This is a genomic window from Paenibacillus hamazuiensis (genome assembly GCF_023276405.1).
Taxonomy (GTDB): domain Bacteria; phylum Bacillota; class Bacilli; order Paenibacillales; family NBRC-103111; genus Paenibacillus_AF; species Paenibacillus_AF hamazuiensis.
In genome coordinates, this window is the sequence record NZ_JALRMO010000001.1 from 758105 (window position 1) to 781931 (window position 23827).

Sequence of the window (23827 nt, forward strand, 5' to 3'; positions counted from 1 at the left end):
GGGCCCGGTGGTCCGGCCCTTTTCTTGTGCGGCCAGACCGCCCGTACGTTGCCGTGGTTAAGGGGTCGAGATGACCTTGTCAGGCGCTTTTGCACACTCTTCGTCATCAATCGGTAAGGCACGTAATATGAATAATCATATAAGGTTGGGGAGGCGGAAATGATTGATTTTATCAAGGAGAAAATATTCGCATTCAAGCGGAGCCGGTTCGTCCATTTAAGGGACATCAAAAAAGAACTTAAGAAGAAAAGCGAACATGCAATTTCCGATCAGATACATCCTTCCTCGCTGGCCCTGAAAGACCGCAAACTCGTTGAACAAATTCAAGAAACAACGCATCGGCTGAACTTGAACAATGTGACAAGAACAAGTGCGTATTTGAGCTTCTATCTCCGCCATCCGGAAATTCATTGGGCCTTGCTCGGGCATATGGTATCCAGAAACGGCGGCTGGAATATGACGGATTTAAAGGGCGATTTGATTTCCCGATTATTGTCCGATCAGGATCAAAAGGAATTTTTTCATTTTTTGGAGCGCGGCAACTGGTTGATTTTTCAGGATGTATATCCGCAATTTATGCTGTATGAAGAAAGTTTAAAAAGAAAGACGAGCCTTTTCTATCTTCTGCCTTATTTTCATGTTTCCACGTTTATGGAGACGATATGGAATCATTTCTGGAAGGTTGGAAACCGCTATCTTCTGGCCGTTGCCCTTATCATTAACGAACAGAGCTACCTGGAGCAAAGAGTGATTCAGAATCCTTATTACCAAAAAAACGTGCTGCAAACCATCGAATTTAAACTTCAGGATGTTTTAAGCCTTAATCAAATCATATTCCCCCACTACCGGCATATGGAAGCAACTTCTCCACAAGCTACCGACATTATAGGACAAACGCTTCGTCATTTCGCCTCGATTCAGGATCGCATCGAACTCGGGAAACGTTTATATTCCATTATGTTCAAAGACCCGGATACATTACGGCGGATTGTGAGCTGGGCCTCGGATCACCCTCATACGGGTTCCCGCAAAGATTACTGGCCGCATCTGTTTAACGATGTGAACGAATCGTTGCCGGGCGCGCCTTATCAGCGGCGAACGGATCATTGCCGTTTAAGAGAAACCGCGGCACGCATCTTCAGCCCGTCTTTACGTTATGCATGGGGCCACGTGCAGCACGAGCAAGCCGAGAGAGGCGATTGGTTTAAGGATTGGAAAATCATCCGCTATTTCGTGGAAAACAATGAACAAGTAAATGGAGAGATTCATCATGCCTACTGCGAAACATTGGAGAAAGTCGAACTTGCGGTCATGGCCAAAACATCCATTTTTAGCTGATAAACCGGCAGCAAAAGCTCATCCGATAAAGGGATATGTCTCAACAATGATATTTGCCTCCTGGGTGGGAACATATTTGGATCTCCTGCTGGTGGAAAAACAATTTTACAGCTTTCCGTTCAGACTTTTCCCGGATCTTTTTAAATTTAACGTTTTATTTACTTTATTCATACTTCCTCTCGGTACGTTTCTCTTTCTTTATGCCGTAGAAAACTTGCGTCCCTTACAACGATTCTGCCTTATGCTTTTTATTTCCTTGGCAATGGCTGTAGTGGAACAGTTATCCGAACAAATGGGATGGTTCGCTCACGGAGCAAAATGGAGTCATTTTTATTCTTTTTTGGGCTATACGATCTTTATGTGGATGATATTGAAATACCACCGGTGGATGAACAAGTAAGCGGACATTCCAATCGGACCGGTACCAAAGGAAATAAATAAACGGGGACGTCTCCGCCATAGGGGACGTCCTTTCATGTTTGGTTTATTCCCCCCATCTCCTAAAAAAAACACGACTGCATCTAAAAAGACTCCATAGTACGCAGGCGCAGATTCCCCTAGTATAAAAGACAGGACATTTGACAGCGCTTACATGTATAGGGCTTGATTCCGGTGACAGAAAGATAGAACGGGAAGCGAATTATTGCAATCGCTTTCGTACTATAAAAACTTTGACACAAGGAATGAGGGGTACTATGAAAAAGTGGATGGCTTGTACAATCGCCGCTGCGCTCGCCGTAGGGGCGGCAGGCTGCGGCTCGGGGGACGGAGGCAAATCCGCAGAAGCGCCGAAAGCGGGAAGCGATGCACCGAATACGCAGCAGGGTCCCACGAAATTCAGCATCTCCATGCGCACGCTCAACTTCGATTATGTGGAAAAAGCCGCCAATTTGAACGACGACAAATGGGTCAAAGAGCTGGAGAAGAAGACGAACACGGACCTCGATATCCGTCTTGTTCCCCATGCCGATTTTGAGAAAAAAATGGTGCAAATGTTCGCGACCGGCGACATTCCCGATGTGGTGCAGGCCGGTGCGGGCACAAGCGGCAAGGAGCTGGCCGGCTCGGTGCAGGCGGGGATTTTTCTCGAGCTTAACGATCTGCTGAAGCAGTATGCGCCGAATTTGCTCAAGGCGATCCCGCAGGCGGCTTGGGATGAGGTGACGCTGAACGGCAAAATCTACGCGATCCCGGAGTTTATCTCGCAGCCTTCCCGCCGGGCGACATGGGTGCGCGAGGATTTAATGAAAAAGGCCGGCATCACGAAGGATCCGAAAACGGTCGATGAATATCTCGATATGCTGCGCGCGTTCAAAAAGATCGGCGTCGAGCATCCGTTTATGGGGCGCCAGGACTTCAAATACGCGGATATTTTCTTCGGCGCTTATGACGTTTATCCTTACCTCAGCCAGTTTGAAGTGGTGGACGGCAAGGTACAGCCGAAGTTTTTCGACAGCGAAAATATGCAGAAGGCGCTGCAAACGTACAAAACGATGTTTGACGAGGGCCTTATCAACAAGGAGTTTGCGACGATCAACCCGACCAACTTCAAGAACATCATTTTGTCGGGAAAAGCCGGCATGTGGGAGATGAACGCTCAGGAGCTGCTGCAGTGGGAAACCCAGCTTAAGCAATCGGTGCCTGACGCGAAAATCAAAATTATCCCGTCCCCGGTCGGACCCGACGGCAAAGGCGGCGGTTACTTGTATTCGTCCGGAGCGCGGGCATATTTCATCAACTCGAAGATCGACAAAAGCAAAATTCCGGGCATTTTGAAGTTTTTCGATTGGCAGGTGACGGAGGAAGCCGACAAGTGGTTCGATCTGACCTTGCCGATCGAGCCGAAAACCGACGCCGAAGTGTCGGAGCAGCGTTATTTGAGCGGGTTCCTGCATATGGTGAAAGACGACGCGTACCGCAAGCAAATTTTGAATGCGACCGAGCCGGGCAAAGAGCTGGTGAAGACGTTCGAAACGATTTTGCCGAATGAGGGCCGCGGGGGCATCGAATTCGATCCGGTGCTGGCGGCAATGCAGAAAAATACGGACATCGCTCCCTTGTCGGATACCGCGCCGCCTGTGCTGATCGCGCATATGGTCAAGATGGTGTACGGCAAGGAGCCGATTTCCGATTGGCCGAGGGCGATCGAAGAGTGGAAATCGAAGGGCGGAAACGACGTGCTGAAGGAAGCGAACGAACGTTTCCAAAGCAAAAGCGGCTACAAGCTGAGAGGTCCCGAAGCGCAAAAATGGAAATAAGCGGCTGACTGAAGCCCGTTCTATGAAACAATCGCCTTCCCGCGAGCTGCGGGGAGGCGGTTTGTTCTAGGCGGCGAAATACGCGGAAGGAGCTGGCATTATGAAAACATTAATCACCGTTTGGAATCCGGAGCTGCGGAATATCATCTTCTCTCCGGAGACGCGCCGCAAGCTCGAAGCGGTTTCGGAAGTGCATTGGGTGCCGGAGGGAATCCCCTACGGGCAGGAAGATTTACTGAGGGACATCGGCCCGTATGATGCGTGCATCACCTCCTGGGGCTCGCCCAAGCTCGATGCGGATGTGCTGCGGAAGGCGGACCGTCTGAAATTTATCGGCCACGCCGCCGGTACGATGGTGTCCTATGTGGGCCCGGCCGCGTTCGCCAAAGGCATTGTTGTTGTGAACGCGAATTTGGCATTGGCCCGCTCGACCGCCGAGCTGACGGTCAGCCTGATGCTCGCCGGCTCGTGGAATCTGATGGGCTACAGCAGGAACCTCGCAGCCGGCATATGGAGATCGAACAGCGATACGGTGGCGGGTCTGTACGGCCGGCGTATCGGGCTGATCGGCTACGGAGAAGTAGCCCGGGAGGTAATCCGGCTGCTGCAGCCGTTCGATCCGGATATTTTGCTATGCTCGCCGTATTGCTCCGAGGAAGAAGCGGAACGATCAGGCGTAACGCTCGCCTCCTTGGACGAGGTACTTGCAACGTGCGATGTCGTATCGCTGCACGATACGTTGACCAGAGCCACCCGGGGCATGCTGGGCCGCGAGCAGCTGCGCCTCATGAAAGACGGCGCCCTGCTCGTCAATACGGCCAGGGCGGCGCTGATCGACGAAGCCGCGCTGATTGAGGAGCTGTCTGCCGGCCGCATCAACGCGGCGATTGACGTTTATTACGAGGAGCCGCCGGGCGAAAATTTTCCGCTGCTGCACCTGCCGAATGTGCTCTGCGTGCCGCATATCGGCGCCTTCTCGCGATACTGGAAGCCGCAGCTCGGACAAATGCTCGCCGAGGATCTGGCGAGATTCGCCGCCGGCGAGCCGCTTCTTCGCCGGATTACGGAGGAGAAGTTTTACCGGATGACGGAGAGGTAACGGCATCCTGATCTTTAACTATTCGTCGGGAGGATCGCATGAAACTCGAATTTCGATGGATTCCGGCACTGCTGCTGTTGCCGCTGCTGTTTGCCGCCGCCGGCTGCTCCCGAGAGCCGGACGCCGCCGTGAAGCAAGCTGCATCTCCGCCCGGCAAACCCGCAGCGTCTTCGGGCGCAGCGGCCCCTGCTCCAGCCGCGGTGACGGCGGGGCTCGATCCCGGCAAGCCGCCGGGAAGCAATTTCGACTTGACGCACTGGAAATTGACGCTTCCGGATGCAGACAGCACGGACATCCCCCCGGCAAGCCTGAGCCAAGGCTACACGTCGGATTATTTTTACACCGACAAGCAGGATGGGGCGATGACGTTCTGGTCGCCGGTCACCGGCGGCAAAACGGCCAACACCGACTATCCCCGCTCCGAGCTGCGCGAGCTGATCGACCCGTCCAGCACGAAGGTCAACTGGATCTGGCAGGGTACTCATGTGCTGAATGCGAGGGAGATGGTGACGCAGGTTCCTTCCTCGGGCAAGGTCGTCGTCATGCAAATCCACGGGATTACGCCGTCCGGAGGGAACGCGAATCCGCTTGTGAAAGTGGTGTACGACGACAAGAAGAAAGCGATCGACTGCTATGTCAAAAGCTCCGTAAAGCCGGGGGATAAGGATGTTCATTACGTGTTCCCGGGCTACGGCCGGAACGCCGCCTTTGAAGGACAGCTCAAGGTGACGGACGGGCTCCTTGCGATGACATTCGGCGGCGAAACGAAGACCGCCCCTTTTGCGGAGCAGGACCCGGGCTGGAAGGAGCTCAAGTTTTACTTCAAAGCGGGCGTATATGTGCAGGATAACGAGGGAAGTGCCGACGAGGGAGGCCGCGTCAAGATTTACAAGCTGGACGCTTCGCATTCCTAGCTGTCATCTACATACATAACACTGGAGGGGTTCGCATGAAAGCACGCCAAGTGATTTTGCCGCTTACCGCCGCCGTTATGCTCGGGACCGCGCTCACCGGCTGCAGCGGGGAGGAGCGCCGGAAGCCAAACCGGCGGACAATCGGGATTACTTGAAGAAGCCGGTTACGCTCGTTTTTAAATCGCAGTTCGACGACAGCATGGACAAATTCAACGAGCGCTACGGCAAAAGGATTGCCGAGAAGTTTCCGAACGTCACCGTGAAGTTCATTCCGCGCGAGAAGGATATCGACATTTTGGACCTGGTAGCGGCAGGCACTTACCCGGATATTATGTACGGCAACACGTCGCAGATCGACCAGTTTCTGGTCGGCACCGGCCTCGCTTACGACATGACGGAGCTGGTCAAGAAGATAACTACGACATAAGCCGTTTCGAGCCGGCGTTGATGGACAATTTGCGCAACGTCACGCCTCCGGGCACGTTGTACGGGCTGCCGATGCCTTGGGCCGGCGCGCAGGTGATGTATTACAACAAAGCGATTTTTGACCGTTTGGGGTGTGCCTTACCCGAAGGACGGCATGACGTGGGACGAGGTATACGACCTCGCGAAAAAGATGACGAGAACCGACGAGGCGATCCGCGGCTTCAGCTCGTTCATCAGCGCCGTGCTGCGGGATAACCAGCTGTCGGTTCCATACATCGACGCGAAAGCCGACAAGATGGCGGACTCCGAGCAGTGGAAGAAGATCTTTGCGAATTTGGCCCGAGGGGGCCAGCGGTGATGGAACCCCTCCCTTCTGTGCCGATTAAGACGGAGGAGGCTGACCGCATGGGATTTGTTTTCGTTTCCCCGGAATTTGTGGATGGAGTAAGCCGGAAAACAGCCGAAGGGCAGGGAGTTTGGCGGCAGGTGCGGCAAGGGCTGCGGGAGAAGGCGGAGGAAGCGATGCTTAAAGGCCCGTGGAGCGTAACCTATTTCGGAGCTGCAGCGCCAAGCGGAGATCCGCACGATTATTACAGCGAAGCGCCTTACTGGTGGCCGAACCCCGATGATCCCGAAGGTCCGTATATTCGCAAGGACGGCATCACCCGGCACGACCGGTTCATGGGGCACCGACAATCGATCGACGACTTGGCCGAAACGGCTTTGGTGCTCTGTCTGGCCGGGTATTATCTGCACGAAAAACGTTACCTGGCCCGCGCCGCCGAGCTGCTGCGCATCTGGTTTATCGACCCGGATACGCGGATGAATCCGCATATTGAATACGGCGAAGCGATCCGCGGGATATGCGACGGCCGGGCGGCCGGCGTCATCGTTCTGCGCCAGGTGGACAAAATCGTGCACGCGCTCGGGTTTTTGGAGCAGCATCCGGATTGGCCGGAGATCATAGCCGGAATGCGCGGCTGGTTGTCGCAAATGCTCGAAAGGCTCACCACGAGTAAAATCGGGCGCAGGAAAGCCGGTCCTCAGGCAATCACGCGATGTGGTGGACGACTCATGTCGCGGCCTTTGCCGCTTATACCGGTGATATGGAGAAGCTGCACATGGCGTTCGACCATTACCGCGAGACGATCGTTCCGCAGCAGATCGAGCCGGACGGCAGCCTGCCGAAGGAGCTGGAGAGAACCCGCTCGTTTCACTATACGATGTTCCATTTGGACGCAGCCTCCTTGCTGTGCGAAATTGCATGCCGTACGGGGGGCGATCTGTGGGGATTCCGGACAGCGGACGGGAGGAGCCTGGAGGGAGCCATTCGGTTCGTGCTGCCGTACCTGAACCGTCCGGAGCTGTGGACATGGGAGCAGATCGATGGGGAGGTGCCGGGCGAGCATGTGTCGGTACAACTTGCTTCGCTGCGGCTGAACATGCCGGAGTGTTCTTTGGCGAACGGAAAGAGGCGAGGCGGAGGCCTTCTCGTGGACGGCGTGCTCGGCCCGCTCGCGCTGCTTCCGGGATATACGGCGGAAGAGTAGATTGGCCGGAAACTACTCCGATTTTCGAGTATATAAACAAAATCTCCTCGTGTGTATGATATGACTATACACATTGAATGCTCGCTGAGCGAGTTCATTTTAGAGGAGGAGAACATAACATGAAACAAGTGTTGAACGGGAAAAAATGGATTTTGTTGTCGGCGGTGCTCGCAGCCGCGCTGCACCCCGGGGCTGCGTGGGCCTCTTACGCGGAAACCACGGAGCAAGCGGAACAGTATTATGAAAAATATTATACCGACTATACGGCGGATGAGCTTTCGTTAGTCGGCCAGTACCGCACCGCTAACGCTGCGATCAAAAAGAGCACGGCGGACCGCCTGGTGGAAAGAGCCTTTTGGTATATGCAAAACGGCTATATCGTTTACGGCCACGGGAACGATTCCTACAAGCAGCACGGGATTGCCGACTGCTCCGAGTTCGTTTCCCTCGTGTATGGGGATTTCGGCTACTCGGTGACGGAAGTGGCGAAGGATTACGACACGGTGGGGCAAAAAGTAAACGGCGTCTATTCGACGACAAAGGTGTATCCGAACGGCAAAACGTATAACGCGCTCGCCGGTACGGAAAACCTTAAGATCGGCGACATTTTGACCTGGTACAAGACGGACGCGGCGGGGAATAAATATATCTCCCACGTTGCCATTTATATCGGGATGCTTAACGGACAGCCTGCGGTGATCGGCACGGTGGATCAAGACACCGGCAAAAATCCGACGGCCATCGGCATCATCAACGACTTCCGCTATACGTGGGGAGGCACTTTAAACTCGGTGCGCCGAGTGCTGCCTTCCGATGCGTGGAACGCCAACACCCAAGTCAGCGGGCACGCGCAGCAGTCCCCGGTCATTCCGGACTCCTACGTGCTGCCGCCGCAAAATCCGATTGTTATGCCTGTGCAGTAAAGTTGAATTTCCCGCGGTAACCATAACTAATACCGGCCCCTGCCTTATCATCGGTTGGGGCCGGTATTTGTTTTCTTTCGTTCAGCTACTCGTCCTTAATGGGAATTTCGATGAGGAGCTCGGTGCCTCCACTTTCTACCGAGGAGTCCAGCTTGATCGAGCCCCCCAGATGAAGAATTCTTTCCTTCATTGCGGTAAGGCCAAAGCCGTATGGGGCCGACATATAAGGTGCGCCGTCGTTCCATAGGCGGAAAGTCAGCATGCGGTTATCGGAGGCAAGACGAAAGCGGAATTGCTTCCCGCTGCCATGCTTTAGTCCGTTCGTCAATCCTTCCTGAAAAGCGTGATAAAGCACTTTTTTTTGCATGGCGTCGAGAGTCGGGATCGTACCAAACTGCATATCGACGGTCGCTCCGGTCAGTTCCTCCGTATCCTCCGCAAGCTCCCGGATCGATTGCTCCAGATCGCCGTTGCGGATATCGTCTTTCATCATGCGGACGGCGCTCCGGACATCCTCAAGGCCGCCTCGGACGGAATGAAGGGCACTTTCCAGCTTGCTGAGCGCATTGTCCGGATCGTGCCGGATCAGCCGCTTGACGGCTTCCAGCTGCAGGGCGGCTCCCGTCAGACGATGGCCGAGAATGTCGTGAATGTCATGGGCGATCCGGTTGCGTTCTTCGTAGATTGCCACCTCCCCTAGAGCCTCGAACGTTTCGCGCATCGAAGCCTGCAGCTGCCGGTGCGTTTCCTCCAGCTCCGTCGTACGCTGCAGCACCAGCTCTTCCAAGGAATGGTTGAGCCGTGTCAGCTCCAGGTGAACGTGGACCCGTGCCAGCAGCTCCCTGCGGGTGATCGGTTTCGACAAATAGTCGCTAGCTCCTGCATCGAACCCCTGCACGACGTCGGCGGGCTGCCGTTTAGCGGTCAGAAGAACAATGGGGAGTTCCCCTGCGTTGCGGGTGCGGCGAACCTCCCTGCATACGTCATAGCCGTTCAGATCCGCCATCATGACGTCCAGCAGGACAAGATCGGGGCCCAGCTCCTCGATCAGGCGGATCGCCTCTTTGCCGCCGGACGCGGTGGCGACCCGAAAACGGGACCAGAGCAGGAAATTGGCCACTACTCTAAGATTGATCGGCTCGTCATCCACGACAAGGATAAGGGGGCCGTCGTTCTCCAAGCTCATAGCCGGCATGTGGTCGGTGAACTCCGTATCATCGGGCATCCAAATCAGGTCCGCTCCGGCAGCGGATTCCTTTACTGGCGGCGCGCTTTCCGGATCCGGTACGGGGGCGGCTTCAGCGGCTGCAGGGAGCGCCAGGCTGAAGGTGGAACCTGCGCCCGCTTCGCTGACTGCCGATAATCGGCCCCCGTGAAGCTCCGCCAGCTTCCTGGTAATCGACAAGCCGAGCCCGGTTCCGCCGCTGGAATAAGGGGAGTCGGCCTGCTCGAACGGTTCGAAGATCAGCTCCAATTGTTCGGGGGACAGGCCGATTCCCGAATCGGCTACCGTGAGGACAACCCATGCTCCTCCCGTCGATTCTTCCGTATGTGCGGCCAAACGGATGAAGCCCTTTTCCGTGAATTTGACGGCATTGCCGATCAAGTTATAAAGCATTTGCTGCAGCCTGTTTTCATCGGCAATAACCGGGGGCGTCTGCTCCCCCACCTCATTGATCAATGCCAGACCTTTTTTACGGGCGATCGGCTCTAATGCGGCAAGCGCGAGAGCGACCGCCGGATACAGGTGAAGAGATGAGGGCCGAAGGATTACATCGCGGTGCTTCAGCTTGGAAAAATCCAAAATATCGTCAATGAGCCGCGACAGCCTTTGCCCGCTCGACATCACCACCGCGAGATTGTTACGGGCGGCTTGGGGGAGCGATCCGGCAACGCCGTCAAGCAGCGACTCCGTAATTCCGATGATCCCGTGGAGAGGAGTTCTGAGCTCGTGAGACGTGTTGGCCAGAAATTCATCCTTCAGGCGGTCAAGCTCCTGCAAACGCACGTTTTGGGATTGAAGACGGTCGGCGTAATCGTTAACGCGAGTATGTATGTCATTCAGATGCCGAATGAGTACAAAGCCCATACATAATATAAAGACGAACTGACCGACATAGATCAAATCCCGGTTCCAGTACATAATGAACAAAGGCGAAATATCGAATATGTAGGAGTCCAGCTGCGGGTAAAGCTGCGCAAGTACCCGCTTCAGCGTTAAGACAATGATAACGGCGATCCCGAACATCGACCATTCGTAGGTTCCGGTCAGACGGAGGCTGCTGCTCTTAAATAAAGAAAATCCGATCAGGCACATAACGGGGAGCTCTACTAATTTATAGTTGATGGGCAAGACGGTGCCATACCAATCCGGTTTGAACCACGCCATCACGATCACGGCTAATGTCGTGAGTGCCAGCGCATAACGGAGAATCCGGTGAAGCCCCCGATAACCCGAGCCGAAAATTTGCTCGATGAAGCCGATGAAGGCGAAGGTGGTCAACGGAAAGGTCACAAAACGCCAATACGAAATTACGGAAGCTACGTGACTTGCGTGAATCAGCAAGCAGGCTGCCAGGGCGCCGAAAGCGGAGCTGAAGTTCATTATAGCAAAATACAGATAAACCGGTTGTTTGCGATTGGATACATATGCGGCCAGTCCAATGGTGCCTGCGAATATAAAGATGACGGCGACGAGCAGCTTCACAACGCTTTCCAGGAAAATCTCGCGGATGGCGGTTTCTTTCTCAATCATCACCAGTTGATTCGTAGTAAAGAGCTGATAGGGAATATCATTGTAGATCCGAATTGCAACGGACGCAACGGGTGCCGTTTTCGGCAGTTCCATCATATGAAACTCGAGAGGATAGAGAAGGTGGCGTTCGGGCTGATCCTCATCCATTTGGTACCGATAGACCGACTTGCCGTTTACGAAAACCTCATATTGCTTTATACCTCTAATGAGTAGCACCGGATCCCGCATCGTCTGGAGCTGCGGCGCGGACTTCAGCCAGAAGGCGGGCTGCGTTCGCCGGGCTTTTTCCATATTCTGCGGGCTCAAATCACGGACCCAAAGCCCCGGATCTTCGCGGAACTGTCCGTTCTCCACGGGGAGATCCCCAAAGTAAAATTCCGCTTCTTCCGCGAGCAAGTCACCCGAGGGCAGGCTTTTCTCGTTCAAGTCCCCGCCGTTGAACCAATACGTTAATACGGTGCCGGCCAAAAACAGGCATCCGAGAAAAACGACATAGCGGATTGTATGTTTAATTAACTGTACGTTCAAATGGAAGCCACCTCTGCGTTTGACTATCTTTGCCGTCTTTGTCGGATCTGCTGTATCGCATTCAGGTCAAAAGTTCTTTGAGATACATTACCGCTTTGGCACGGTCGTTGATCCCGATTTTGTGATACACGATGCTGACATAATTTTTCACGGTTCCTTCGCTCATGTAAAGGGAACGCGCGATTTCCTTGTTGGTTTTTCCTTCCAGCATCAACTGAATGATCAGCTTCTCCCGTTCGGTGAAGGTAATGCCCTGCAGGTTCATCCTTCCTAAAGAAATCGGCTTCTGAGGGCCCGAGGTCAGGAAGGAGATGCGTGCCGCGAGCTTCGAGGCAACAACGGAAGGCATAATGAATTGACCGAGGTACACATCCCGGATCGACTGTATAATTCTCTCCCCGGGCATATCCTTTAGCAAAAACCCCTTGGCTCCATGCACAATACTGTCGACGATATATTGATCCTCCGCGAACGTGGTCAGCACCACAATAAATGTGTCCGGATATTCCGCCAAGATCGCTTTGGTCGCTTCGATTCCGTCCAGTACGGGCATGCGGACATCCATCAGAACCAAATCCGGACGATGCTCGCGCACCAGCTCGATGGTTTGCTCTCCGTTCTCCGCCGTTCCCACTACATCCATATCGTGCTCCATATTGATGATCGTTTGCAGCGCGTCCCGCAGCAGTGTTTGATCGTCCGCAACGACAATTTTTATTTTCTTCGACAATTCGTTGTTCCCCCGCATTCGTACTCGTCTATTCCGTAATGGTTTCATTATAAGACAGATCATCAGGCCGGTATACGGCTATTTGGGATTCGTGACCAATCCTGTGACCGAAGTCACTAGATGGATGACTGCACTGACGATAGCATGAAGGTTGGCATAACTCGCAAATATGTAGGAGGTAGATTTCAAGTGATGAAATGGATGAGATACGCCGTACTGACAGTCATGCTTCTGCTGCCTGCGGCACCCGCATTGGCAGACGACTATCAAGCTGTATCGGTGGAGGTGGATGGCGGTGCTTTGGCCGTCAGCGCATACTTGGTGGATGGACGCACCATGGTGCCGATGAGAGCGATTTTTGAGCGGTTGAACGCAACCATCGAATGGGACGATGCGGCGAAATCGGCGACGGCAGTGAAAGGTACGACCAAGGTGCAGCTGTGGATCGGGAAAGCGGAGGCTAAAGCCGGAGAGCGGACGGTTACGCTCGACGTGCCTCCGATGCTGATTAACGGCAGCACCTACGTGCCGCTGCGATTCGTCTCCGAGTCTCTGGGTGCTGGCGTATCCTTCGATTCGGAGCGGGGAACGGCCGTTGTTTCGACCAACGGCGGCTGCCAGGTGTCCGGCGGACAGACGCATACCGGGCAAATTAACGCGGCCGGCGAGACTTGGGGCGTATGCGGAAGCCCGCACTTCGTGAAGGGCAGCTTCCTTGTCGCGGGGAAGACGAGTCCCGTGCTGGTGATTGAAGAGGGAGCGGTCGTCCGCTTCGAAGCCGACGCCTCGCTGGTTGTCGGTCAAGAAGAACCGGGAGGCCTTGTGATCGAAGGAACCGAACAGCAGCCAGCCGTGCTTACGGCAGACAGCGCGGGAGCGGAGCCGGGCTTCTGGAAAGGGGTGCGATTCTACGGCAAGACGCTGAAAGGCCGCGCTTCGCTCGGGCATGCGCGGATCGAATACGCCGGCGATTCCAGCGAGGGAGCGGTAGGTGTGCATAGCGATACGCAGCCGATCGTTGTAACGGTGAAGGATACGGAAATCAAGAACAGCTTGTATGCGGGGCTGAAGCTCGAGGGCATGTCCCAGCTGTCGGAGCAAAGCGGGGGCCTTCGCATTACCGGAACGAAAGCCTCTTCGGAAGGAGGGGGAGCTCCCCTGGAGTCTGGGGTATACGGTACGGATAAACTTCCGGCAGGGGATTATAAAGGAAATGCGGTGGATGAAATTCGCATTACGGCAAACACCTCGACAGATACGCTCACCAGAAACACAGAGTGGCGCGAGCTTGGCGTACCTTATCACAGCGATATTACGGTCGTGGTCGAGGGGACGGGAAATCCGCTGCTTACGATAAATCCCGGCGTGACAGCGTATTGGTCTAAGGGGTACGGGCTTCGTGTCGGAGAAGCGGATCGGGGCGGTTTGAATGCGGTCGGGACGGCGGCTAAGCCGGTTACGTTTTCTTCGGAGCTGGGTCGTCCGGGCTCCTGGCAGGGCATTTATTTCGGGCAGCAAGCCGGGAATGTCAAAGTTGACCATGCCGTCATCGAATACGCGCAGCAAGGCATTGAGCTGTGGGAAGATATCGGTCCGGTCGTGAAGAACAGCATCATCCGAAGCAACAAGGAGAATGGCGTCAAGCATTTGAATGAGAGCGAGACCGATACCGATTTTCGCAGCGGACTCGGCAATACGTTCCAGGCCAATGGAGATGACCGGAAATGATAGGGAAAAAGCTCAAAGCCAAAATCAGCCTTCTTCTGGTAGCCGCACTGACCGCATCGAGCGTACAGGCGGGGGCGCCCGGAGGGACGGTCGGCTGGCGGCTGCTGCAAACCGTCCCCGCTGAAGCGGCGTCCGTTATCGGCACCGTGTACGGCAGCCCCAAAGCGGGCGCCGGGTCGGTTACAGGCTCTACATATGCGCCTGCCCGCGGGTTGACCGCCGCTCCGCCCGCCCCGACGGGAGGCAGCTGGGTGTCCCCTTCGTTCGACCGGATTAACCTCGCTTGGGAAGGAGGAAACGGCGGGTTCCATTACCGCATTTACCGGGACGGCATGCAAATCGCTCAGACCGATGAGATGGCATATACGGACCAACCGCTTCCGGAGCGCAGTGCCATCGATTATACCGTGACGGCGGTGGCGGACGATGGCACAGAATCAGCCCCTCTGCATATTTATGCCGGGACCCCGACGAAGGGGGAGACTCTGCTGAGCGAATCCGAGACGCATATTCCCGGCAACGACTCGGTCATGACGATGGCGATGAGCGGTGACGGTCAGGTGGCGGCTTTTGTCTCAAGAGCGACCAATTTGCTGCCAGGCATCGGCGATGCGGAAAACGGGATATTGTATATTCGCAACCTGGCGACAGGACGGTTGACGGCCGGGTACAATCTGCAGAACCACTCACCGTTAACGGGTGTTCGCAGTTTGTCCCTGAACCGGGACGGCAGCCTCATCGCTTTCTCGGCGAAAGAAGCCGATCAAGTGGAGCATGTGTTCGTGGCGGAGCCGGGCAGCGGCAAATTGACGAGAATCACGCAGGGTACGCATGGAGGAGGGGCTCCAAGCTTGACGGCGGCGGGAGACCGCGTGGCTTTCATTACGGACGAAGCGCTGGTGAGCGAGGACACGAATGAGCTGAAGGACGTTTATGTAATGAATGTGGCGGGTGGGGGGCCACCGACCCTTATACCCAGGCCGGAATTGGCATTTGGACCCATCACCGAACCGCGCATTTCGGCCGACGGCTTCCATGTGCTCTTCGCTGTTGAGCCGCAGCCGCGGCTTACGTTCGGCGGCTTCGGAGTCCAGGGGCTTTTCCAATATGATCTGAAGCAAGGCGCGTTAACTGCCGTCGACGGGTATTACAGCGGGTACAGTCAATCTGCGGACGGCCGGTATGTGGCTTATGGAAAGCAGGGAAGCATTTACTTGTATGACCGGCAAACATCAGTCTCTTCCATGATCGTCGAGGGAAGCTCCGGGGGCATGATTTATCAATCGCCCGTATTGGATGCCGACGGGAACCGGCTGGTCTACGAATTTACGGATTATTCCGGAACGGGGGCAGGCATGCTGAACGGTTCCGGGGCGATCTGGCACGATCTTGCGACCCATACGGTCAAAAGGGTGGGCCATCCTGCCTCCTACACAGCCGACGAATCGATCAGCGAGGACGGCTCTCGCGTCGGATACCGGGGAGAATATATGGGAGAGCTGGACCCTAACGGACACAATCGCACGGCGGCTTTCGCGGATTGTCCGAACGGCTGTGCAGCAGCACCTCCCCAAGAAAATCGGCTCGATATAGTGGATTGGCAGGCTGCTGGGCTGCTTCATGGGCAGATTCGATTAAGTGGGACCATTCTCATTGAAGCCGAAGGCAGCAGCCACGCAAAGTCGGTAATCGCACACGTGGAGTATATGGTCTATGCTGCCGATTCCAGTTCGCTGGAGAAGCGACGTACGGATGTGCTGCTGTCAGAGCTTGCTGCCAAGGCTGGCTCTTACCAGGGCGTTTTCACCGTTCCGGCGGGTGCGACGGAGATTACTTCCATTCAGGTGGAACTGACAAGCGGGCAAGGAGAGCCGAACGTGCGAAATGCGGCGCGGCTGCCGCTGCAGGTGGCCGGTGCAGAAAGCGTCACGCTGCAAGCTCCGGACATGAGCTATTTGGCAGGAGCGAAGCTGGTGGCTTGGAGCCCTACCTTGCGAACCGGGGCTACGGCTCTTTACTCGGGAACTCCGGATATATTGTTGGCGCTGCCATCCGGCGACGATTACAGGCTGTCTCTGATCGGTACGGACGGCGCACTCATGGCCGAATTATTTCCCGTCGTCGTTCAATCCGGCCTCACCGGCAGGCAGCACCTTCAGGTAGACGTCCCGGCCGATTTGACCGTTGAAGTGAGTGACGACGAGGGTCATCCGATCGCATCCGCCGTCGTTGTGCTGCAGGATCCCGAAAGCGGACGCGCGTTGGCCTCCTCTTATACCGACGAGCAGGGCAAAGCCAAACTGAAGACGGGCAAGGTGGGCGAGCGGCGCCGGCTTCAAATTCAAATAACAGGCCCTTACTTGATTCCCGAACCGGAGACGATTCGGTTGGAACGGGGTTTGACCGTAAAAAAAGAGGTTGCGGTCAAATACGGCACCGTTACAGGCATTATTAAAGATATTGATGGCATGGCTCAGCCCGGGTTAACGGTTCAAGGGATCTCCGCAGGGAAAAAAGCAATCGCCAAAACCGATAATTCCGGACATTACACGATGAGATTGCCGGAAGGCTACGCCGTATTCTCCATTGCCCGGGAAGGCCAAGGCACGCTATACAGCTCCATGATCAGGCAATTTCCTTATGTGTGGTACGGTCGGGAGGTTTCTTTGGACGCTGTTGTGTATTCGGTCGGAACCGGCCTGGTTCAATTGAAATTATTCGAAGAACGGCTGGGAAAACAGCGGCAAAAACTGGACTTCAGCTCCGCAAGATATTCGCTTAAGGTATCGGACGGCTTGGGGAACGATATCGGCAGCTATGTGGAAACCGGTAATACCCTGAGGCTTACAGGCATTCAGGATCGCAGCTTAAACGTGTGCATTCAGGAAAGGATGGGCCAATTAAGCGCTTGTGGCCAGGTCGCTTTGGACGACTCCAACAGCGGGGAGCTTGAGCTGGTTTTGCGGGAAGAAGGCGCGATAGCGGGGAACATACAGCCGGCCGACCCGTCGCAAACCGGTATGATTACGGCGGACCTTTCGGCGGTCGACGAGAAGGGCAATTCGATCGGCGGCAGCTTCCGGTTCTCCGTAAGTCCCGGAGCTTTCCGTCTGGGCATTGCCAAAGCGGGCAAATACGAGCTGAGACTGACGGCGGACAGCGCGGTTCCAGGCAGGAAAAATCGGGCATCCGTTGCTTTCCGGGTGCTGTCCGGGGAAACGCTGGAGCTCGATCCGATTCGCCTTCAAGATGATGGAGTTTTCCGGGACAGCCGGACGAACCGGCTTGAGGCGGGGGCTGAAGTCTCTAGAGACGGAGTGATCTCCTTGCGGGGCACATATCGGAATGGCGGTAGTAAGCCGGCGGAGCATGCCGCATTACTCGTCTCCGTTCCGAGCGGGACGTCGCTGGTTGCGGGCAGTGTGGCCTTAAACGGTGTTCCGGTCCCCGCGGACGCGATCCTTACGACAGGAGCTGCGGGTTACGAAATTGCGATACCCGGATCTATCGCACCCGAGGAATCGGGCGTCCTGACTTATAAGCTTCGTGCGGAGAACGCAGCAGGGGATGTCGTGGAGCCGTCTTTAAGAATCGTCTACTCCGTCCAAAACCGGCAAGCCGAAGAGCTGATCGGCGTTGCGACGGCGGCTCTGAATGATGTCAGTCTCCATGCTCCCGAGACAGTGGTCAAGAGCGACTTTATGGTGGACGGCAAAGCTCCGGCGGGCAGCACGGTAACGATTACGGACGGAGGTGAAGTGGCCGGCCAAACGCAGGCGTCGGGGGACGGAACCTGGCGTACCCGAGTTCGCCTTAGCGACCGCGGAGAAGACGGACTGCATCAGCTGCGCGCTGAAGCGTCGTCCGCAGGACGGATGCGGACTTCGCAGCCGGCTTGGGTAAAGCTGGATCCGCTCGCGGCTCAGCCTAAGGAACTGCGGATATCCTCTCTCCTTCACAATCGAAACGCAGCGATGATCAAAGCGGATTTGACGGATGGGGTCGCTCAGTTTCAGTTTTCGATCGACCCGCTGATGCCGCTGTTCTTCTCGGTATCGTTTCAACGTCCGGAGCAAATCGACAAGGTTCAGCTGCATCTTGGAGGGGAAAATATTCCGCTCACATACAATCCGCTCCTGCAGCAGTTTGAAGGCTTCAAGCTGAGCAGCCAGGCAAATCTAGGCTCCATATGGCTGACCTATGTGACGAAGCCGGCTCCATATACCGCGAATCTAAGCGAGCAGGAGCTGCTGCAGAAGCTGCCGGAAGGCATTCGCAGCTATACGGGGGCCGTCACTCAAGCCGAAACGGATGTGCCGCATTCGCTCGCAGCAAGCTCCACCAGGCAAAATCTCGCCGCAGTGACGCTGACCTCACCCCAAACACCGGGGGAAAAGATCGAGGTGAACTATTTTGCCGAGCCTGTCGCCGATTTTCATCCTTCGCCTCTGCCTGAAGGGGCACCGCCCGTGTATGACCTGCAGTATCACTTTAACCGCGAGAAAAAGACGGTTACGGTCAGTGCGATCGTGCCTGTCGATCAGGCAGCGTCCATGCTGCCGGCAACCAAAGAAGCCGCCAAGCTGGTACGTGCGCTTTCGCAGGACCCGATTGCCGTCATTCGTGTCGGAGCCGATATAAAGTACGAGCTGGGGAAAGTGACGCCGGGATCCGGCTCGGCGACCGATATTTTCGGCGTGCTGAAGAGCGGTTACGACTACAAGAAACGTATGGATGACATGAACGCGATGCTGGACCAGGTCATGGGTTCGGAATGTCTGCCTCCGCATTATTCCCAGTATTATGCGGATAGGCTGAACGACTTGTCGGAACGGCTGATCGAAAATCTCGTCACGCGATATACGCTGCAGGTTGCAGGAATGGCGCTTGCCGCAAGCGGGGTCGGATTTCTGGCGGGCGCGGCGACCATGGCGGCCTCGATGGCCATAAACGCCCGGCTGGATTCGTTATGGCTGGATCAATGGAACGATCTTCAGCAGGAGCTGCAAACGGACCAAGCGAATGCGGACTGCAAGAAGAAGGATGACCGCCAAAATAATTCCGGAGACGGATCTTCCGGCGGACAGGTGACCGGCAGCCGCAGAGGACCCGGGGGCGGGGCGCAAAGGCCCTCCGGCAAAGGTTCTCATCAAAGGGTGGCCGACCCGACCTGGATCTATGACCCTAGCGGATATGTATATGAAGCAGTGCCTTCCAACCGAATCGGCGGCGTTAAGGCTACGGCTTACTACTTGAATTCAGACGGGAGCTGGCTGCCCTGGGACGCAGCATCCTATCTGCAAAGCAATCCGCTCACGACCGATTCCGAGGGAAAATACGGCTGGGATGTGCCGGAGGGGACTTGGCAGGTACTCTACGAGAAGACCGGCTACGAGCCCGCCAGCAGCCCGGTGCTGCAGGTGCTTCCGCCCCATTACGACGTCAATGTAGGCATCGTGTCGAAGCAGGCGCCGGAAGTCAATGCATTATGGCAGGAGCGCGATGGCTCCAAGCTGCAGCTTCGGTTTACGAAGTACATGGATCCAACTGCGTTGGGAACGCAGACCGTAACTGTGTCGCGCGCCGTCTACGGGCAAGGGGAGGACCCTTCCGTTCCGGTACGGATCGAACCGGCCGATGCCGAGCAGGATCCGCAGGGGCGTACGTGGGCGAAAACGTTCCGCATCGTGCCGCTGCAGCCCTTTGCGATGAACACGAAGTACCGTGTTCGCGTGGAACCGTACGTGCAGAGCTATGCGGGTGTGCCGATGGGCGGCGGGTATGACGTGACGATCGAAGTTACGGATCATCTCCCTCCCTTTACCGATATCGCCGAAAATGTCCAAACCGCCGTTTCCTCCGATACGATCGTTCTGATGTGGTCGGAGGAACCAAACGGCATGCGGGATCATTACCGATTGCAGTGGTCTAGGGAGGGTGGCGCTTCCTCGGAAGGGGAGATGACGATTGACGCGGGCGTCGGCAGCGCTGTCGCCACCGGTCTGCAAGCCGATCAGGCCTACCGGCTGCGGCTGGTTTCCGTGGCGCGTGACGGCAGCGAGTCTGCCGGCGTAACGGTGACGGCGAAGACTTTGCCGGCCGACAAGCTGGCAGCGGATGTGACGCCGCCATCGATACCGGCAGACGCTTCGGCAGCGATCCAAAACGGACGCATCCATGTCGCGTGGACCGATCCGGCCGACAGCGATTTTGACCGGATCGTCCTTCGCGTCAAAGCGCCCGGAGCGGAAGCGTACGGCAGTCCGGTTTATATCGCCAAAGGACAGAAAACCTACGATTCGCTGCCGCTGAATGTCTACGGGACTTACCGGATTCAGCTCATGTCGTCGGACATTCGGGACAATGAATCGGCCCCCGTCACGCTGGAGACGAATTATTCCGGCTCCAGCCCTTCAAATAACGGAAATGACGGAGGAAGCTCATCCGGGGACGGGGGCCACAGCGGCGGCGCGAAACATTCGGGAAATGCGCCTCAGGCAGCAGCGGAGGTGACGGTAAGCGCGGAGCGGTCCATTTATGAATGGGAAGAGGGCGCAGTGAAGCTTCAACTGGCCGACCAGGCGGTTCCTGCCGGGACCAAAATCAAGGCAACTCCATCGTCCGAAAGCGGTATGGAGCTGACGCCGCCTGCAAACTATCTTCTCGGTTCGCCCGTTTATGCGCTGGAAGGCGACCATCCTCTAAGTCATCCGGCTCGCCTTTCGATCGCTTATTCCGCTGCGTCGCTCCATGGCGCCGATCCGCGAAGGCTGGGGATTTACAAAAAAGATCCGTCTTTGCCGGAAGGGTGGAAATACATCGGCGGTGCGGTTAATAGCGCCGGAAGCCGTATTACGGCGGAAATCGGCGAGTGGGGAACCTATGCCGTCATGCTTTACAGCCGTGAGTTTTCCGATTTGCAGGGGCATTGGAGCCGGGAATCGCTGGACATTTTGGTTTCCCGGCACCTGCTGGACGGAGTGGACGATAGCCATTATCTCCCTGATTTGCCGATTACGAGAGCTCAGGCTTCTAGGCTGATCATGCAGCTGCTTCGCGCGTCGGGAAGGGAGCTGCCGCCGTCAGGCGGTGAAAATCCGACGTTCAGGGACGTTCGCCGGGATGATTGGTTTGCAGCCGATGTCGCTGCGCTTTCTGCAGCCTCCGTCATCGAGGGAGATGACGGATCCTTTCGGCCGGAAGACCCGATTACCCGCGAAGAGCTGGTCGCCATGCTGCAGCGCGCCATGAGGGCGACGCCGGCGAAGCGCACGGTCAGCCTGGAATCCTACTCGGATGCTAGTGCCGTCTCCGAATGGGCCGTCGAAAGCATGAAAACGGCGATCGCGGCAGGATGGATTCAAGGATCGACAGCCTCGCGACTGGAACCGAGAGGGCTGTCGACCAGGGCGCAGGCAGGTACGATCATGCTGCGAATCTTGCAGCAGGCCGGTGTGATCGAAGATTTGCCGGGCGGCTCAATCGATTAATATCACTTTTCAAATGGAGGAATTATCAATGAAAACGACTTTTACCATGAAGCATATTACCGGAGCTTTCCTATGCGGCGCCATCTTCTTCGCCGGTGTGGCGGGAGCCGCCGGGCCGACTCAGATGTCTTTTGACAAAGTAAGCATGTTCGTGAACGGCACGGACCGCACTTCCTCCGACGGCCAATACGACAATCAGGGCACCAAAGTGCCGGAGTCGCTCATCTACGAAGGCACCACATATGTGCCGATTAGGAAGATCAGCGAATTGCTCGGTGTATCCGTATACTGGGAGGGGACTCGGAAGGCCGTCTCGATCGGCAATCCTTACGTGGTGATTACGGATGGAAGCGGCAAGGCGATCGGTCATGCCGAGCTGACCCCAACAGATAAGGGCGTCAAAATCCACCTGGAAGCAAGCGGTCTGACCCCCGGCAAGCACGGCTTCCATATCCATCAGAACCCTATTACGAACAATGACTTCAACACGGCCGGCGGCCATTTTAACCCGAACGGGAAGAAGCACGGTCATGACAGTCCCGATGGAATGCACCTCGGGGATATGCCGAACCTCGAAGTCGGGGCAGACGGGACAGCGAAGGCTGACATCATTGCGGAAGGCGCTTCTTTAGATAAGGGGGGCGCGAATTCTTTGCTCGGACATTCGATCGTCATTCACGCCAAAGAGGATGACGGCAAGACGGATCCTTCCGGCAACTCCGGTGACCGGATTGCGGGCGGCAACATCCCTGACTGATTCGTTTTACGTGTAAAAACATCCTTAATTTGCCGGGCTGGGATCGTTCCTGCCCGGCTTTCTTCGCTTCATGCCGAGTCAGCCATACAGGTGATTTGAGATTTCGGGTAACTCCGAACCGCGACTATTCATTTTTTCGAGTATGTGCCATAATAAAACCGATGGAATTAATATCCATCGCCATGGGCACATTAATTTCGACCAAGGGCCGACTTCTCAGTTAGTCGATTCGGAATGTTCACAGTCTGGAGGTACCTATGAATGAGCGGTGAAATCAAGATTTTTGCAGGAAGCTCCGGCAAAACCTTTGCGGACAAAATGTGCCGGTATTTGGGGGCCGAGGTGGGCAAATCCGAAGTGTTTACTTTTTCCGACGGAAACACGTTCGTTAGGGTCGGTGAGACCGTTCGGGATAGGGACGTCTACCTCGTACAGCCGATCGGGCTGAAGCCCAACGACGAGTTTGTCGAAATTTTATTTTGGATCGATGCCTTCAAGAGAGCCAGCGCCAATTCGGTTACCGTCATTTTGCCTTATTTCAGCTATGCCAAGGGGGATAAGAAGGACGAGCCCAGGGTATCGATCAGAGCGAGGGTATGCGCCGATGCTTTGGAAACGGCCGGAGCGGACCGGATCGTGGCGATGGACCTGCACAGCCACCAGATTCAAGGCTTTTTCAAAAAGCCGGTCGATCATCTTTTCGCCCAGCCTGTTTTGTGCGAAGCGATTATGCGGATGAGCTTGTCCGATCTCGTCGTCGTGTCGCCGGATGCCGGTTTCGCCAAGCAAGCCCGCAAATTTGCGGACTATCTCGGAGCGCCGCTCGCCATCGGGGACAAGACCCGGAAGGAACATAACGAACGGGCCGAGCTGCTTGAGCTCATCGGCGATGTAGACGGGAAAACGGCTTTGATCGTCGACGATTTTTCCATATCGGGCGGAACGTTGATCGAAGTGGCGAACATGCTCCGGCAAAGAGGAGCCGTGAGAATTCTCGCCTGCCTGTCGCATCTGGTGCTGAGTGAAGCCGCCGTGAAGAAGCTGGACGCAAGCCCGATCGAAATCGTCATCGGCACCGATTCGGTGGAAAATCCCCACCTCGTCCATTCGGACAAAATCAAGGTGGTTTCCGTCGCTCCTCTCTTCGGAGAAGTGGTCAGCCGCATCCATATGAGGGAATCGGTAAGCCCGCTGTTTGACACCGTCCCGGAGAAGCTGATTATGCTTTAGGCGATGGCATGAAATTGCAGTAAAACGAGCAGCTGCCGCGACAGTCTGCTCGTTTTTTCTTGCCGTGCCGCCGGGTGAAGGATTATGTCATTTTGCATAGA

Annotated in this window: 15 protein-coding genes and 1 pseudogene; 14 read left to right on the forward strand and 2 right to left on the reverse strand. The window is 55.8% G+C overall.

The window, feature by feature from the left end; translation table 11 throughout:
- Positions 1 to 159: 159 nt before the first annotated feature.
- The 10 genes and pseudogenes from MYS68_RS03080 (at position 160) to MYS68_RS03125 (ending at position 8508) form a co-directional block, all read left to right on the forward strand.
- Positions 160 to 1338, forward strand: a complete 1179-nt coding sequence (locus MYS68_RS03080; RefSeq protein ID WP_248924414.1) for a DUF2515 domain-containing protein — start codon at positions 160 to 162, stop codon at positions 1336 to 1338.
- Positions 1304 to 1738 carry a CBO0543 family protein gene (locus tag MYS68_RS03085; RefSeq protein ID WP_248924415.1) on the forward strand — a complete coding sequence of 145 codons (435 nt, stop codon included), beginning with the start codon at positions 1304 to 1306 and terminating at the stop codon, positions 1736 to 1738. Before MYS68_RS03080 ends, MYS68_RS03085 begins: the two co-directional genes overlap by 35 nt.
- 295 nt (positions 1739 to 2033) lie before the next feature.
- Entirely contained in the window at positions 2034 to 3596 is a 1563-nt protein-coding gene (locus MYS68_RS03090) for an extracellular solute-binding protein (protein WP_248924416.1), read from the forward strand.
- Between the two features lie 100 nt (positions 3597 to 3696).
- Positions 3697 to 4695 carry a hydroxyacid dehydrogenase gene (locus MYS68_RS03095; RefSeq protein WP_248924417.1) on the forward strand — a complete coding sequence of 333 codons (999 nt, stop codon included), beginning with the start codon at positions 3697 to 3699 and terminating at the stop codon, positions 4693 to 4695.
- Between the two features lie 38 nt (positions 4696 to 4733).
- Positions 4734 to 5609, forward strand: coding sequence for a polysaccharide lyase family 7 protein (locus MYS68_RS03100; RefSeq protein ID WP_248924418.1), 876 nt, complete (start codon positions 4734 to 4736; stop codon positions 5607 to 5609).
- Between the two features lie 151 nt (positions 5610 to 5760).
- The gene (locus tag MYS68_RS03105) at positions 5761 to 6036 is read left to right on the forward strand and encodes a type 2 periplasmic-binding domain-containing protein (RefSeq protein WP_248924419.1); all 276 of its coding nucleotides are present in this window, start codon (positions 5761 to 5763) and stop codon (positions 6034 to 6036) included.
- Between the two features lie 117 nt (positions 6037 to 6153).
- A complete protein-coding gene (locus MYS68_RS03110) occupies positions 6154 to 6393 on the forward strand; it encodes a hypothetical protein (protein WP_248924420.1) in 240 nt (79 codons plus the stop codon).
- 164 nt (positions 6394 to 6557) lie between these two features.
- Positions 6558 to 7345 (forward strand): annotated as a pseudogene (locus tag MYS68_RS03115) (alginate lyase family protein); the annotation flags it as partial.
- A gap of 27 nt (positions 7346 to 7372) precedes the next feature.
- Positions 7373 to 7585 (forward strand): hypothetical protein, encoded by a 213-nt coding sequence (locus MYS68_RS03120; protein ID WP_248924422.1) that lies wholly within the window; start codon positions 7373 to 7375, stop codon positions 7583 to 7585.
- A 119-nt stretch (positions 7586 to 7704) separates the two neighbouring features.
- A complete protein-coding gene (locus MYS68_RS03125; RefSeq protein ID WP_248924423.1) occupies positions 7705 to 8508 on the forward strand; it encodes an NlpC/P60 family protein in 804 nt (267 codons plus the stop codon).
- Positions 8509 to 8593: 85 nt separating this feature from the next.
- On the opposite strand, the gene MYS68_RS03130 is transcribed toward MYS68_RS03125, so the two are convergent.
- Entirely contained in the window at positions 8594 to 11791 is a 3198-nt protein-coding gene (locus MYS68_RS03130) for an ATP-binding protein (protein WP_248924424.1), read from the reverse strand.
- 61 nt (positions 11792 to 11852) lie between these two features.
- Positions 11853 to 12521: a response regulator transcription factor gene (locus MYS68_RS03135; protein WP_248924425.1), complete on the reverse strand. Its 669-nt coding sequence runs from the start codon at positions 12519 to 12521 to the stop codon at positions 11853 to 11855.
- A gap of 192 nt (positions 12522 to 12713) precedes the next feature.
- On the opposite strand from MYS68_RS03135, the gene MYS68_RS03140 reads away from it, so the two are divergent.
- The 4 genes from MYS68_RS03140 to MYS68_RS03155 all read left to right on the forward strand — a co-directional run bounded on the left by MYS68_RS03140 (position 12714) and on the right by MYS68_RS03155 (position 23726).
- The gene (locus MYS68_RS03140) at positions 12714 to 14249 is read left to right on the forward strand and encodes a copper amine oxidase N-terminal domain-containing protein (protein WP_248930800.1); all 1536 of its coding nucleotides are present in this window, start codon (positions 12714 to 12716) and stop codon (positions 14247 to 14249) included.
- On the forward strand, positions 14246 to 21739 hold the full coding sequence (locus MYS68_RS03145) for an S-layer homology domain-containing protein (RefSeq protein ID WP_248924426.1): 7494 nt from the start codon (positions 14246 to 14248) through the stop codon (positions 21737 to 21739). Before MYS68_RS03140 ends, MYS68_RS03145 begins: the two co-directional genes overlap by 4 nt.
- A 28-nt stretch (positions 21740 to 21767) precedes the next feature.
- Complete coding sequence (locus tag MYS68_RS03150; protein ID WP_248924427.1) at positions 21768 to 22496, forward strand: superoxide dismutase family protein; 729 nt, start codon at positions 21768 to 21770, stop codon at positions 22494 to 22496.
- A gap of 261 nt (positions 22497 to 22757) precedes the next feature.
- Entirely contained in the window at positions 22758 to 23726 is a 969-nt protein-coding gene (locus MYS68_RS03155) for a ribose-phosphate diphosphokinase (RefSeq protein WP_248924428.1), read from the forward strand.
- Positions 23727 to 23827: the final 101 nt, after the last annotated feature.

What these genes read in the sequence shown, in the direction of transcription:
- MYS68_RS03100 (WP_248924418.1), top strand. Translation starts at nt 4,734, where the DNA reads ATGAAACTCGAATTTCGATGGATTCCGGCACTGCTGCTGTTGCCGCTG.
- MYS68_RS03090 (WP_248924416.1), top strand. Translation starts at nt 2,034, where the DNA reads ATGAAAAAGTGGATGGCTTGTACAATCGCCGCTGCGCTCGCCGTAGGG.
- MYS68_RS03145 (WP_248924426.1), top strand. Translation starts at nt 14,246, where the DNA reads ATGATAGGGAAAAAGCTCAAAGCCAAAATCAGCCTTCTTCTGGTAGCC.
- MYS68_RS03155 (WP_248924428.1), top strand. Translation starts at nt 22,758, where the DNA reads ATGAGCGGTGAAATCAAGATTTTTGCAGGAAGCTCCGGCAAAACCTTT.
- MYS68_RS03125 (WP_248924423.1), top strand. Translation starts at nt 7,705, where the DNA reads ATGAAACAAGTGTTGAACGGGAAAAAATGGATTTTGTTGTCGGCGGTG.
- MYS68_RS03095 (WP_248924417.1), top strand. Translation starts at nt 3,697, where the DNA reads ATGAAAACATTAATCACCGTTTGGAATCCGGAGCTGCGGAATATCATC.
- MYS68_RS03150 (WP_248924427.1), top strand. Translation starts at nt 21,768, where the DNA reads ATGAAAACGACTTTTACCATGAAGCATATTACCGGAGCTTTCCTATGC.
- MYS68_RS03140 (WP_248930800.1), top strand. Translation starts at nt 12,714, where the DNA reads ATGAAATGGATGAGATACGCCGTACTGACAGTCATGCTTCTGCTGCCT.
- MYS68_RS03080 (WP_248924414.1), top strand. Translation starts at nt 160, where the DNA reads ATGATTGATTTTATCAAGGAGAAAATATTCGCATTCAAGCGGAGCCGG.